The organism is Methylobacterium oxalidis (assembly GCF_007992195.1).
GTDB lineage: Bacteria > Pseudomonadota > Alphaproteobacteria > Rhizobiales > Beijerinckiaceae > Methylobacterium > Methylobacterium oxalidis.
Genome location: NZ_BJZU01000102.1, coordinates 1 through 13921 on the forward strand (window position 1 = coordinate 1; position 13921 = coordinate 13921).

Below are 13921 nucleotides of genomic sequence, written 5' to 3' on the forward strand. Positions count from 1 at the left end.
GTCCCTCTCCCGAACGGGAGAGGGGACCCGCGCCCGGTCCGTCCGGGTTGCGGCAGCCGCAATCCCCGCCTCAGCGGCTCATGGCCGTGCGCAGGTTCTCGTCGATCTTGTCGAGGAAGCCCGTGGTCGAGAGCCAGCGCTGGTCGGGGCCGACGAGGAGGGCGAGGTCCTTCGTCATGAAGCCCGCCTCGACCGTGTCGACGCAGACCGTCTCCAGCGTCGTGGCGAAGGTGGCGAGCGCGGCGTTGTCGTCGAGCTTGGCCCGGTGGGCGAGGCCGCGCGACCACGCGAAGATCGAGGCGATGGAGTTCGTCGAGGTCTCCTTGCCCTTCTGGTGCTCGCGGTAGTGGCGGGTCACCGTGCCGTGTGCGGCCTCGGCCTCGACGGTCCGGCCGTCCGGCGTGAGCAGCACCGAGGTCATCAGGCCGAGCGAGCCGAAGCCCTGCGCCACCGTGTCGGACTGCACGTCGCCGTCGTAGTTCTTGCAGGCCCAGACGTAGCCGCCGGACCACTTCAGGGCCGAGGCGACCATGTCGTCGATCAGGCGGTGCTCGTAGGTGATGCCGAGCGCCTCGAAGCGCGACTTGAACTCCGCCTCGTAGACCTCCTCGAACAGGTCCTTGAAGCGCCCGTCATAGGCCTTGAGGATGGTGTTCTTGGTCGACAGGTAGACCGGGTACTTCCGGTTGAGGCCGTAATTCATCGAGGCCCGCGCGAAGTCGCGGATCGACTCGTCGAGGTTGTACATCGCCATCGCGACGCCGGCCTCGGGGAACTTGAAGACCTCCTTCTCGATGACGGTGCCGTCCTCGCCCTCGAACTTGATCGAGAGGCGGCCCTTGCCCGGCACCTTGAAGTCGGTGGCGCGGTACTGGTCGCCGAAGGCGTGGCGGCCCACCACGATCGGCTGCGTCCAGCCCGGCACGAGGCGGGGGACGTTCCGGCAGATGATCGGCTCGCGGAAGATGACGCCGCCGAGGATGTTGCGGATCGTGCCGTTCGGCGACTTCCACATCTCCTTCAGGCCGAACTCCTTCACCCGCGCCTCGTCGGGCGTGATGGTGGCGCACTTCACGCCGACGCCGTGGCGCTTGATGGCGTTGGCCGCGTCGACCGTGACCTGGTCGTTGGTGGCGTCCCGGTGCTCGACGCCGAGGTCGTAATAGTCGAGATCGATGTCGAGATAGGGGTGGATGAGCTTGTTCTTGATCTCGGACCAGATGATCCGGGTCATCTCGTCGCCGTCGAGCTCGACGACGGGGTTCGCCACCTTGATCTTGTCCATGATCGTCCGCGCCTTCCTGGTCCTGAGCCTGGCCGTTCAGCCCTCGGGCGGCGCCCTCGCAAGCGGGATGCCGCGCTCGGCGCCGTCCATAGCGCGGTGCGGCATGAGGGGGAAGGTTCGGGCGGGGCCCCGACAACTGACAAGCCGGAAGCATTGTCAGAGACGGTGCGGCGCCGATGACGCCGCTACTGCGTCAGCCGGGTCGGCTGGGCTTCCTGCAGGAACATCTTCTGGAGGGCGGCCGTGATCTCGGCGGGCGAGCTCGCCGTGTGGAAGCGGCCGTCGGAGGCACAGGCCTGGAGGGTCCTGGGAACGTCCGGGATCAGCGCGTTCACGCGCACGTTCTCGTAGCCGACGTTGTCGTTGAACGGCGTGGTGAGCGGCATGTAGGGGATGTAGAGCACCGAGATGGTGATCCCCCGGCTCTTGAGCGGATTGCACAGGCTCGCGTCGAGCAGCCTGGACTGGGATCCGGTCCAGCCATAATTGTTGTACCAGTATTGATTGTTGTCCATCCCATCCGTGATGAGGAAGACCGAGACCTTCGGCGTGTTGGCGCTAATGCCGTCGCCGAGCCGCTGGATGCGGTCGTTGATGGTCGGGACGACGTTCTCGAAATGCGTGCCCCCGCTGCCCTGGGGCTTCGAGGAATCGCCCACATCCATGTAGGCTTTCAGGTTCCCGGCGGGCCCCTGCAGGCTGTCGAGGTTGCTCGTCACGTCGCCCGCCGTGGCCAGGTAGCTGACGAAGGGATAGAGGCCGACCCGGTACTGGTTCGGCAGGCTCCGGCTCTGCTTCGCCGTGGTCAGGAACTGCTGGACGGCCTCGCCGACGGAATCGATGCGCAGCTTGATCCCCATCTCCACCGACAGGTCGTACCCCCTGAAGCCCGGGAAGTGGCAGGCGAAGGCGCAGTTCTTCCCCTTCGCATCCTGGATGTCCGGGTTCGCGGCGGCGAAGCGGGCCTGATCCTCGGACTTCGTCGGGAAGCCCATGGATCCGGACGTGTCGAGAAGCAGGTAGAAGTCGGTGTAGCTCGCGGCCGTGACGGAGGACGCGGCGCTGCCGCCGACGCGCATCGCCTCGATCCCGAAGAGCTTGGCGAAGGTGCTCGGGTAGCTGGCGGCGTACCGAACCGTCGCGGTGAAGGTCTGGCCGGCACGGTCGACGCTGACGACCGGCGTGACGGGGACGCTGCGCAGGGCCCAGCCGGCATTCGCGGCGAACGCTTTCGCGGCCTGCGCCTGCCCGGCGGACGCGATGCCGCCGGCCAGCGCCGTTCCGCTCTGGCTCCCGGCATTCTGCGCGGCGTAGTCCGCCGCAGCCCTGATCGCGGCGATGGCGGCGGCGTCGGCGGCCGCGTTGAGGCGGCTCTGGACGGCCACGCCGCGCGCGTACTCGACCCCGGCACCGCAGAGCCCGATCATCGGCAGCGCGGCGAAACCGACGAGGATGGCCACGTTGGCCCCCCGATCCCGGCCGAAGCGGGCCGCACCGTCCCGAACGCGCCGCGCGATGTCGACGGCGGGGGCGCATCGTTCGCCGGGTTCGAACATCGTGCGCTCCTTCAGACGCCTGGGCAGACGGTGGTGGCGGTGCTCCCCATGCCGGGATCGAAGGCGATCGCCGGGACGTAGCGGGGAGCGAGGTAGGAGGTGCGCGCGATGACCCGCGTGCCGATGAGCGCGTTCGCCAGGATGGGCGTGAAGACGTAGGCCGCCTCGACCACGATGACGGAGCCCGGACCGAAGACGTTGGCCGGCAGGGTGCCGGGCGTCGGTTCGGCCGTGTCGGACGCGGGGGTGAGGGCAACGTTGCAGGGCCGCTGCCGCAGGCCGTAGGACCACGCGACCTTGGCGGTGTAGCTGCAATTCCCGGTGCAGGACGCGCTGGTCTGGGAGAACTTCACCGACGTGATCGTGATGAGAATCGTCTCATACCAGGCGCTACCGCGCGCCTTCGCATCGCGGAGCGCGTCCGGGAAGATCACCATCGACGAGTCGTTGGCGAAGTAAAGGTCGTACAGGTTGACGGAGCCGCTCGCGTTCTGCGTGACGAGGCTCGCGATCGTCTGGGCAGCCTCGCCGACCTTGCGCGTGTAGGCGATGTACCGGCTCAGATCGACGCCGCCCAGGATCAGCGCCAGGATGACGGGGCAGATCAGCGCGAATTCCACGGCCGACACGCCGGCGCGGCACGCGAGCAGCCGCGCGGCGAGCGTCGCCGGGCGGCGGACCGGTGGACGGGTCGCCCCGGGCATCGCCACCGCGCGGGCGGATCGGTCCGTCGCGGTCATGATCAGCAGGTCGCCCGGGCTTGGCCGCTCGACGTGTACGGCTCGTTACGGAACACCGCGGACGCGTCGAGCATGCGGGCGCCCGGCCTGTTCGTGCGCAGCGCGGCCGCGAGCCAGATCGGGCTGAAGACCGGCATGGCGTAGGCGACCTGCACGTAGACGTAGGTGCCGGGCTGGCCGGGGCAGTAGGGCGTCTGGGAGCCGTCGGTCTTCATGCGGATGATGTCGCTGAAGTCGGGCTGGACGTAGGCGTAGAACCCGTTCGGGTAGATCCCGGGCGCGACCGTCTGGATGCTGGTCGTGACGCGGTCGCAGGGCATCAGCGCGCCGAGGGCGGGGCAGAGGAACTGCGACTTGAAATCCGACGCCGACGCGCCTGCGCTCGCGACGCTCCCCACCTGGATCTGGCGCGAGGCCTTCGCGATCGCCTGCGCCAGATGGGACGATTGGTAGACGTAGAAGCCGACCTGCAAAAATTCCACGATCGCCCCGATGACCAGCGGGGCCACGAGCGCGAACTCGACCGCGCTCGCGCCGCCGCGGCAGCGCAGGGCGGCGCGGGCGAAGGCCGCAGGCAGCGCGCAGATCTCGCGGGATCCGCCGAGGGCAACGGGGAAGAATCGCATCTCAGCCCGGAATTCGGCCGCCGGCCGTCAATATTGGTCCGGCGCTTCAACAGTAATGCGGATTTGCTAAGACCGGCTTGTGCGATGGGCCCGGAAACTCCAGGTGCTTGAGCATTTGCAGCTCGCCCGCCGGCGCGGCAGCGGCCATCAAGACACGCAGATGCGCAGAAAGCTTTCACCGCCGCCCGCGGCCGTGCAGATTCCTGGAAAGCCTGCGCCGCATCGGGCAAAGAGCGCATCCGACCCGAGCCAGATGCCCCCATGAGCCAGCCCACCGAGATCCCGCCCGGAATCGCCCCCGCCATCATCCTGGTGGAGCCGCAGCTCGCCGAGAACATCGGCATGACGGCCCGCGCCATGGCGAATTTCGGCCTGACCGAGCTGCGGCTCGTCAACCCGAAGAACGGCTGGCCGAAGAAGGGCGTGCGCGAGGCCGCCTCCGGCGCGACGCACGTCCTCGACGCCGCGCGGGTCTTCGCGAGCGTGCGCGAGGCGATCGGCGACCTCCACTACGTGCTCGCCACCACGGCGCGCGAGCGCGGGCAGATGAAGCGCGTGACGGGGCCGGACGAGGCCATGCGGGAGGTCGTCGGGCGCGCCGGGGAGGGCGGGGCCCAGCGCGTCGGCATCCTGTTCGGGCGCGAGCGGGTCGGCCTCACCAACGACGAGGTCTCTCTCGCCGACGCCATCGTCACCTTCCCGGTCTCGCCCGACTTCCCCTCGCTCAACCTCGCGCAGGGGGTGCTGCTGACGGCCTACGAGTGGCGCCGCGCCGCGGGGCGGGCGCGCCTGCCGTTCTCGGGCGAGATGCTCTCGCCGCCCGCCACCCGCGAGGCGCTGCTCTCCCTGTTCGACAGCCTGGAGGCGGCGCTCGACCGGGCCGGCCACTACCCGCCCGACAAGCGCGAGATCATGGCCCGCAACATGCGCGACATCCTCCACCGCATGGCGATGACCGAGCAGGACGTGCGCACCCTGCGGGGCGCGCTTCGAGCGCTGACGGAGCCCCGCGAGCGCGCGCGCTCCGACGTCGGCCCGACCCGCGCCTGAACGACCTGCATTAACGGGGCCTGCAGAATTAGGCGGGAATATCCCGCCCGTCATGGATCGCCCCAGCCTCAAGACCATCAGCGGCGAGTTCGCCTCACCCGAGCGCGAGGCTGCCTTCCAGGCCGAGCGCCTGCCGGAGACGTTGCGGCACGCGCGGCTGCTCTTCGGCCTGTCGATCCTCCTGAACTTCTCCTTCGTGGCGAGCGACTGGCGCTTCCTCGGGGATCCGCACTTCTTCGTGGCGGTGCCGGCCCGTCTCGGGCTCGTCGTCGCCTCCGTCGTCTGTCTCGGCGTCGCGCCCGCGATCCGCAGCTTCCCCGCCCTGCAGCGGCTGATGCTCGCCTGGGAGGCCGTGACCGCGATCGGCGTGGCGCTGCTCGTCTCGTCGCGCTCGGACATCGCGCTGTTCGTCGTGCTGCTCCTGCCCGCGATCTTCCTGCTCGTGGTGCCCACGAGCTTCCGCTCCACCGTCCTCGTCGGGCTCGGCACCTCGGGCCTGCTGCTCCTCAGCTACATGCTGCCGGCGCCGCTGCCCCAGACGGCGCTCGGCCTCGTCCTCGCCGCCGCGATCTCGAACGCGGCCCTCCTCCTCGTCGTCGTGCGCTCGAACCGCCTGCGGCGCCTGGAATGGATGGCCATGCAGGCGGAGCGCCGCGCCCACGAGAAGCTCGACGAGACCCGACAGCTCTTCGAGACCCTGTTCAAGGCGGTGCCGATCCCGGTGAGCGTCACCGGCCTGCCGGACGGGAACATCGTCGGCATGAACGACGCCGCGCTCAAGTTCTTCGGCGTCGACCCGGCGCGGGGGACCGGCGCCTGCACGACGCGGGACCTTCTCTCGCTCGCCGAGCGGCGCCACCTCCAGGGCGAGCTCGACCGCCACGGCTCGATCCGCGACATGGAGGTCTCGGTGCGCACCCTGCGCGGCGAGGTGCTCGACGTGCTGCTCTTCGCCGACCGCGTCGAGATCGGCGGGCGCCCCTGCGCCATCGCCAGCCTCGTCGACATCACGAGCCGCAAGGCCGTCGAGGATACGATCCGCGAGGCGGCCAATCACGACGTCCTGACCGGACTGCCGAACCGGGCCCTGTTCCAGGCGACCCTCGACGCCGCCCTGCGCCGGGCGGAGGACGAGGGCTCGCGGGTCGGCCTGATCCTGCTCGACCTCGACGCCTTCAAGGAGGTCAACGACACCCTCGGCCACGATGCCGGCGACCTCCTCCTCAAGGAGGTGGGGCGGCGCCTGTCGGAGATCGTCGGGCCGCGGGACCTCGTGGCGCGCCTCGGCGGCGACGAGTTCGTGGTGATCACCTCCGACGAGGCGGACCTCGCGGCGCCGAGCCGGCGCGTGCACGAGATCGCGCAGGCGATCCTCGACGGGCTGACGCCGGCCATCGCCATCGGCGGCCGCAGCGTCTCGCCGCGGGCGAGCCTCGGCGTCGCCCTGTTCCCCGAGCACGCCCGCAACGGTGCGGACCTCCTTACGGACGCGGACCTGGCGCTCTACGCGGCCAAGGCCGCGGGCCGCAACCGCGTCACCGTGTTCGCTCCGGCGCTGCGCGCCAGCATCGAGGAGCGCGTGACGGTCGCCCGCGAGATCCGCGCCGCCCTCGACGAGGGCTGGGTCGTGCCCTTCTACCAGCCGAAGGTGAGCCTGGAGACGGGCGCCATCGTCGGCTTCGAGGCGCTGGCGCGCTGGCGCCACCCGACCCGCGGGCTCCTGGCGCCCGCCGCCTTCGCCTCCGCCTTCGACGACCCGGAGATCGGCGCGGCGCTCGGCTTCAGCATCGCCGAGCAGGTCGCCCGCGACCTGCGGACCTGGACCGGCCGCGGCTTCGACCCGGGCCGGATCTTCGTGAACCTCTCGACCGCGCAGTTCGCCTCGGAGGACCTGGCCGAACGCCTCCTCGCGATCCTGGCCGAGGCCGGCGTCGCGGTGGACCGCTTCGGCGTCGAGGTGACGGAGACCGTGCTGATCGGCGGGCAGGGCGACCGGGTGGCCCGCGCCCTGGAGCGGCTGCACGCGGCGGGCGTGCGGGTGGCGCTCGACGATTTCGGGACGGGCTACGCCTCGCTCACCCACCTCAAGCGCTTCCCCGTCGACGAGATCAAGGTCGACCGGAGCTTCGTGAACGACCTCACCCACGACGCCAACGACGCGGCCATCGTCACGGCCGTGCTCCAGCTCGGGCGCAGCCTCGGGCTCGACGTCACGGCCGAGGGCATCGAGACGCCGGAGCAGGTCGCCTTCCTGCGGGCGGGCGGCTGCACCTTCGCGCAGGGCTACCTCTACGGGAAGCCGGCGGCGGGAAGCCGGGTGCCCTGGCTCCTCGCGCGGGCGGCCGAGAAGGACGCGCCGATGCCGCTGGCGGCGGCCGGCTGAGCGCCCGAGCCGCCCCCTAGTCGAGCCGGGCGAGCGCCTGCTCGATGTCGGCGATGATGTCCTCGACGGTCTCCAGGCCGATCGAGAGCCGCACCGTCTCGGGTCCGACGCAGGCCGCCGCCCTCTCGTCGGCGGCGAGCTGCCGGTGCGTCGTCGTGGCCGGGTGGATCGCCAGCGACTTGATCTCGCCGATGTTCACGAGGTGCGAGACCAGCTCCAGGCTCGTGATGAACTTCAGCGCCGCCGGCTCGCCGCCCTTCAGGGCGAAGGTGAAGATCGAGCCCGGCCCCTGCGGCACGTAGCGGGCGGCCAGCGCCTCGCCGGGCTGACCGGGAAGGCCGGGATAGCTCACCCAGGCGACCTTCGGGTGGTCCTTCAGGTAGGCGGCCACCGCGCGGGCGTTGGCACAGTGCCGCTCCATGCGCAGCGGCAGGGTCTCGATGCCGGTCAGCGTCAGGAAGGCGTTCATCGGCGAGAGGCCGGGCCCGAGGTCGCGCAGCCCGAACAGGCGGCAGGCCACGCCGAAGGCGATCTCGGGGAAGCGCTCGGTGATGACGAGCCCGTCGTAGTCCGGCCAGGGCTCGGTGATGAGGTTGTAGTGGCCGCTCTTCGTCCAGTCGAAGGAGCCCGCGTCGCAGATGACGCCGCCGATCGTCTGGCCGGAGCCGCCGAGGAACTTCGAGGTCGAGTGGACGACGATGTCGGCGCCGTACGCGATCGGCCGGATCAGGGCCGGCGAGGCGAGCGTGTTGTCGACGACGAGGGGCAGCCCGTGACGGCGCGCCACCGCCGCGATGCCCTCGAGGTCCATCACGGTGGCACAGGGGTTGACGATCGACTCGCAGACGATCGCCCGCGTCTCGGGCGTGATCGCCGCCTCGAAATCCTCGGGCGTCAGGCCCTTGGCGAATTGCGGCTTCAGGTCGTAGCGCCCGTCGAGCCGGCGCATCAGGCCGAGGGAGCCGCCGAACAGGCGCGGCGAGGCGACGTAGGCGTCCCCGCTCTTCATCAGCGTCATCAGGACGAGGAGAACCGCGGACTGGCCGGAGGAGACGGCGATGGCCGCCTTCGCGCCCTCCAGCGCCGCCACGCGCCGCTCCAGGGCCGCCACCGTCGGATTCGAGCCGCGCGAGTAGGAGAAGCCGGTCCGGCGCATCGCGAAGATGTCGGCGGCCTGCTCGGTCGAGTCGAACACGAAGCCGTTCGTGAAATAGATCGGCTGAACGCGGGCGCCGGTGGCGGGATCGGGCGCCGCGCCGGCGTGGATCGCCTGGGTCGCGAAGCGGGGGGTGCGGCTATCGGCGGACATCTCTGGGCTCGCGTCTCTCTCGGGCGAGAGGATCAGGCGGCGCGGCGGACGAAGGCGCGCAGCGTGCGCACCAGGGTCGTCGGCTCGTAGGGCTTGGGGATGAAGCGGGCGCCGTCCGGCATGTCGTTCGGGCCCGGCGTCCCCATGCCGGAGACGACGAGGACGGGGATCCGGGGCCAGCGGTCGGCGACGAGGCGGGCGAGGGCGAAACCGTCCATCGAGCCCTGCGGCATGTCGACATCGGTCATCAGGACGCCGACGTCGTCGCGATTCTCCAGGACCTTCAAGGCTTTGTCGGCGTGCGTCGCCTCGACGACCGTGAACCCGGCATCCGCGAGCGTGTCGGAGGCTTCCATGAGGAGAAGGCCGTCATCCTCGACGAGAAGCACGACGGGTTGCTCGGGGGTGTCAGTCATCAGGCCTGGGGTGATCCCTTGAACCGCTCCCCGCGGCCTATTCCCCATGGTTCCCGGCGTCAAGGACCGCGCCCGGCACGTTTCCGGCACCGCTTGCCGCGGCGCAGCATGCGCGCCGCGCCGCGTTCATCCCGCCTGCGCCGATTCGGCTCAGGGCGCCTCGGCGACGACGGCCGAGAGCGGCGCCCGCAGGGTCAATACCGCGCCGGTGACCGGGTAGGCGAGATTCACCGAGCCGCCGAAGCTGTGCACGAGGCTGCGCTCGATCAGCCGCGAGCCGAATCCGGTGCGCGTCGGCGGCCGCACCGGGGGACCGCCGACTTCCTCCCAGCGGAAGCGCAGATGCGGCTCGCCGCCGGCCTCGCCGGCCTCGACGCACCACGCGATCTCGACATGGCCCTCCGGGGTCGAGAGCGCCCCGTACTTCGCCGCGTTGGTGGCGAGCTCGTGCAGCATCAGCGCGAAGGTCAGGCCGGGCCGCGGCCCGAGCGTGAGGTCCGGCCCCGTGACGCGGAACTGCTGCGACTCGCCCTCCGCGTGGAGCGCGAGCGCCCCGTCGACGAGGCTGCGCAGGTCGACGCTCGACCACGAGCCCTGGATCAGGATGTCGTGGGCCTGGGCGAGGGCGATCAGCCGGGCGCCGAGGGACTCGGCCGCCACGTCGAGGGATTCGGCGTTGCGCAGGGTCTGCGCGGCGATGGCCTGCACCATGGCGAGCGTGTTCTTCACCCGGTGCGAGAGCTCCTGCATCAGCAGGGTCTGGCGGGCCTCGTTCTGCATCAGCTCGCCGAGGTCGTTCGCGTAGTCCGCCGCGGCCAGCTCGGCCTCGCCGCGGATGCGGGCGTTCTCGGCGGCGAGCCGGCTCGCCTCGGCGCGGTTCGCGTCCCGCTCGGCGATGAAGAAGCGCCCGAGGCGCTCGTGCCGCTGCGCGATCATCACCGCCTGCCGCCGGTACTGGCCCAGCAGCGCGCGCAGGCGCGCGTTCTCGGCCTCGAGCGCCGACAGGCGCGGCTCGTTCAACGCGGAATTGGATAAGGTGCTCGTATACACCGTCGCGCTCCCCGTCCGCGCCGAGCACCGGCCGCTCGCAGGTTGCCCCGTGAGCCGCCGGACACGGCGTCTCCCCGCCGACCGGCGAGCCGTGGCGACTTTGGCGTCATTTCATCGACGGGAACCGGCGGATTTGTCCGCTTCTCGCTCTCGCCGAGGCTCGACGTCTCGCGATTCGGTGGTGAATTGAGCCTATCGGGCCGCGCTACGATCCGCAAGTAACCATAAAAATGCCCACCGGCATTCGACGCTGCGAAAACTTGCCTATGCAGTACCGTACGCAGCCATCATTTGTTGCGGCCCAGCAGCACCAGCCAGCCGACGCCGAGCGTGAAGACCATCATGCCGATGGTGATGAAGACCGGCGTGCCGAGGTCGATCAGGCGCGGCGCGAGCTGCGTCGCGAAGGCCGCGACCACCAGCGCCACCGCCACGCGCGCCGCCGCGCGCTCGATCCCGCGGGTGACCTTGTCGAGCCCCTTCACCTCGATCTCGACGGTCACGCGCCCCTGCTTGAGGCGCACGAGCATCAGGTGGATCAGCGTCGGCAGCTCCGAGGCCGCGCCGAACAGGCCGACGCCGAGGGCCTCGGCCTTGCGCTTGATGCCGCTCAGCGAGAATTGCGTCTGCATGGTCGAGCGGACGGTGGGGCCCGCCGCGGCGAAGAGATCGAAGTTCGGGTCGAGGTGGCGCATCACGCCGTCGGCCGTGACGAGGCCCTTGAACAGGATCGCGAGGTCGGTGGGCATCGCGAGGTCGTTCTCGCGGGCCATCGTCATGAAGTCGGTGAGCACGAGGCCGAGGTTGAGCGGGATCGCGCTGTGGCTCTCCACGAAAGCCTGGGCCGAGGCTTCGAGCTTGGTGAGGTCGGGGTTCGAGGTGCCCGTCCAGTCGAGCAGGACGGCCATCAGCCCGTCCGCGTCCTGCTTCAGCATGGCGCCGATCAGCACGAGGAGCTGGGCCCGCCGCTTCTGCGAGAGCCGGCCGATGATCCCGAAATCGATGAAGCCGATCCGGTTGCCCGACATCGCCAGGAGGTTGCCCGGGTGCGGGTCGGCGTGGAACACGCCCTCGATCAGCGCCATGCGCAGGAAGGCGTCGGTGCCTTTCTGAGCGAGGAGCTTCTTGTCGACGCCGGCGGCGCGCAGGCCCGCCTCGTCGTTCGGCGAGATGCCGTGGATGAACTCCTGCACGAGCACGCGCTCGGAGCACCATTCCCAGTAGATTTTCGGGAAGACGATGTCGTCGCGGTCGTCGAAGATCGCGGCGAGCAATTCGCAGTTGCGGGCCTCGTTCAGGAGGTCGAGCTCGCCGTTGAGGCCCGCGGCCAGGTGGCGCATCTGCTCGCGCGGCTGGTAGCGGGCCATGTCGGGCCACTCGGTCTCGACGATGCGAGCGCCGTGCGCCATCAGGCGCAGGTCCGCCTCGATGATCTTGCGCAGGCCCGGCCGCAGCACCTTCACGACCACGTCCTCGCCCGAGTGCAGGCGGGCGCGGTAGACCTGGGCGATGGAGGCCGAAGCGATCGGATCGGTGTCGAACTCGGCGAAGACCTCCTGGGGCGAGGCGCCGAGATCGGCCTCGAGCTGCGGCCGGATCACCTCCCAGGGGATCGGCGAGACCTGGCTGTGGAGCTTCTCCAGTTCCTCGGTCCAGGCCGGCGCGAGGAGGTCCGGCCGGCTCGCCAGCACCTGCCCGAACTTGATGAAGGTCGGCCCCAGCGCCTCGATGGCGCGGCGCAGGCGCTCGGGCTGCGACAGGCGGGTGACGTCGACCCGCGGGCCGCGCTTGGGGAGGAGCGGGATGTAGCGCAGCCCCAGCCGGTCCACGACCTTGTTGACGCCGAAGCCGATCAGGATCGTGGCGATCTCCGAGAGGCGCTGGCGGTCGCGCGCGGCAACGAAGGCGGTTTTCAGCATGGAGGATCACGGTCCGTGGACCCGCGCGGTCTGGCGGTCCTGCAGCGCGGGACATCACGCGGTTCCGACTTTTTTAGGGACGGCCTCCGGCTGGCGGTAGCGGAGCCGCCCGAATGCGCGGTGCCGCACCGCGCCGCATCGCCGCGCGGGCGGCACGGCCCGGCCCAGCCTTGCGCTGCTCTCGCGCGGGGGCGTAAACGCAACCGGGCAGCGCATGCCCGAGGAGAGACCGATGACCGACCGCCTGCCCGGCTTCAACACCCTGGCGATCCACGCGGGCGCCGCGCCGGACGCCGCCACGGGCGCGCGGGCGACGCCGATCTACCAGACCACGAGCTTCGTGTTCGACGACGTCGACCACGCCGCCTCGCTGTTCGGCCTGCAGGCCTTCGGCAACATCTACTCGCGGATCACGAACCCGACGAACGCGGTGCTGGAGGAGCGCATCGCCGCGCTCGAGGGCGGCACCGCGGCGCTCGCCGTCGCCTCCGGCCACGCCGCCGAGTTCCTGACCATGCACGCCCTGATGCAGCCGGGCGACGAGTTCGTGGCGGCCAACAAGCTCTACGGCGGCTCGATCAACCAGTTCAACCACTCCTACAAGAACTTCGGCTGGTCGGTGGTCTGGGCCGACACCGACGACCCGTCCTCCTTCGAGCGGGCGATCACGCCGCGCACCAAGGCGATCTTCTGCGAGTCGATCGCCAACCCGGGCGGCGTCATCACGGACATCGCCGCGATCTCGGCCATCGCCAAGCGCCACAACATCCCGCTCGTCGTCGACAACACGATGGCGACCCCGTACCTGATCCGGCCCTTCGAGCACGGCGCCGACATCGTGGTGCACTCGGCCACGAAGTTCCTGGGCGGCCACGGCAACTCGATCGGCGGGCTGATCGTCGACGGCGGCAGCTTCACCTGGGCCGGCGACAAGCGCTACCCGATGCTGAGCGAGCCGCGGCCCGAATACGCCGGCATGGTGCTGTCGGAGACCTTCGGCAATTTCGGCTTCGCCATCGCCTGCCGGGTGCTCGGCCTGCGCGACCTCGGGCCGGCGCTCTCGCCCTTCAACGCCTTCCTGATCCTGAACGGCATCGAGACCCTGCCGCTGCGCATGCAGCGGCACTCGGACAACGCGCTCACGGTCGCGACCCACCTCGCCAACCACGCGGCGGTGGACTGGGTGAGCTACCCGGGCCTCGAGTCCGACAAGTACCACCAGCTCGCCCGGCGCTACACGCCGAACGGCGCGGGGGCGGTCTTCACCTTCGGCCTCAAGGGCGGCTACGAGGCGGGCGTGCGGCTCGTCTCGCGGCTGCAGCTCTTCTCGCACCTCGCCAATATCGGCGACACGCGCTCCCTCGTGATCCACCCGGCCTCGACCACCCACCGCCAGCTCACCGACGCGCAGAAGACCGCCGCGGGCGCAGGGCCCGAGGTGGTCCGCCTCTCGATCGGCCTGGAGGACCCGGCGGACCTGATCGAGGATCTCGACGCCGCTCTGGGCGCGTGAGGTCCCCCACCTCTCCCGTCCGGGAGAGGTCGCGTGCGTTTGATCGCGCCGGGTCGGCGCAGGCGAACCCCGCG

At 70.4% G+C, this 13921-nt stretch carries 11 protein-coding genes; 3 read left to right on the forward strand and 8 right to left on the reverse strand.

The genetic code is table 11. From position 1 onward, the window contains the following. Positions 1 to 70: 70 nt before the first annotated feature. From MOX02_RS21865 to MOX02_RS21880, 4 genes are all read right to left on the reverse strand, one after another. Positions 71 to 1285: an NADP-dependent isocitrate dehydrogenase gene (locus MOX02_RS21865; protein WP_147027915.1), complete on the reverse strand. Its 1215-nt coding sequence runs from the start codon at positions 1283 to 1285 to the stop codon at positions 71 to 73. 185 nt (positions 1286 to 1470) lie between these two features. Then, positions 1471 to 2841 (reverse strand): pilus assembly protein, encoded by a 1371-nt coding sequence (locus MOX02_RS21870; protein WP_147027916.1) that lies wholly within the window; start codon positions 2839 to 2841, stop codon positions 1471 to 1473. A gap of 11 nt (positions 2842 to 2852) precedes the next feature. Next, positions 2853 to 3581: a TadE/TadG family type IV pilus assembly protein gene (locus tag MOX02_RS21875; RefSeq protein WP_147027917.1), complete on the reverse strand. Its 729-nt coding sequence runs from the start codon at positions 3579 to 3581 to the stop codon at positions 2853 to 2855. Positions 3582 to 3583: 2 nt separating this feature from the next. Continuing rightward, positions 3584 to 4207 carry a TadE family protein gene (locus tag MOX02_RS21880; protein ID WP_147027918.1) on the reverse strand — a complete coding sequence of 208 codons (624 nt, stop codon included), beginning with the start codon at positions 4205 to 4207 and terminating at the stop codon, positions 3584 to 3586. Between the two features lie 261 nt (positions 4208 to 4468). On the opposite strand from MOX02_RS21880, the gene MOX02_RS21885 reads away from it, so the two are divergent. Then, positions 4469 to 5257, forward strand: a complete 789-nt coding sequence (locus MOX02_RS21885; protein WP_147027919.1) for an RNA methyltransferase — start codon at positions 4469 to 4471, stop codon at positions 5255 to 5257. Positions 5258 to 5309: 52 nt separating this feature from the next. Then, complete coding sequence (locus MOX02_RS21890; RefSeq protein ID WP_147027920.1) at positions 5310 to 7640, forward strand: putative bifunctional diguanylate cyclase/phosphodiesterase; 2331 nt, start codon at positions 5310 to 5312, stop codon at positions 7638 to 7640. Between the two features lie 16 nt (positions 7641 to 7656). On the opposite strand, the gene MOX02_RS21895 is transcribed toward MOX02_RS21890, so the two are convergent. The 4 genes from MOX02_RS21895 to MOX02_RS21910 form a co-directional block, all read right to left on the reverse strand. Continuing rightward, positions 7657 to 8949 (reverse strand): O-acetylhomoserine aminocarboxypropyltransferase/cysteine synthase family protein, encoded by a 1293-nt coding sequence (locus MOX02_RS21895; RefSeq protein ID WP_147027921.1) that lies wholly within the window; start codon positions 8947 to 8949, stop codon positions 7657 to 7659. Positions 8950 to 8981: 32 nt separating this feature from the next. Further along, positions 8982 to 9365 (reverse strand): response regulator, encoded by a 384-nt coding sequence (locus MOX02_RS21900; RefSeq protein WP_147027922.1) that lies wholly within the window; start codon positions 9363 to 9365, stop codon positions 8982 to 8984. A gap of 150 nt (positions 9366 to 9515) precedes the next feature. Further along, positions 9516 to 10415: a sensor histidine kinase gene (locus MOX02_RS21905; RefSeq protein ID WP_238179234.1), complete on the reverse strand. Its 900-nt coding sequence runs from the start codon at positions 10413 to 10415 to the stop codon at positions 9516 to 9518. Positions 10416 to 10702: 287 nt separating this feature from the next. Then, entirely contained in the window at positions 10703 to 12334 is a 1632-nt protein-coding gene (locus MOX02_RS21910; protein ID WP_147027923.1) for an ABC1 kinase family protein, read from the reverse strand. A gap of 232 nt (positions 12335 to 12566) precedes the next feature. On the opposite strand from MOX02_RS21910, the gene MOX02_RS21915 reads away from it, so the two are divergent. Then, entirely contained in the window at positions 12567 to 13847 is a 1281-nt protein-coding gene (locus MOX02_RS21915; RefSeq protein ID WP_147027924.1) for an O-acetylhomoserine aminocarboxypropyltransferase, read from the forward strand. Positions 13848 to 13921 lie beyond the last annotated feature (74 nt).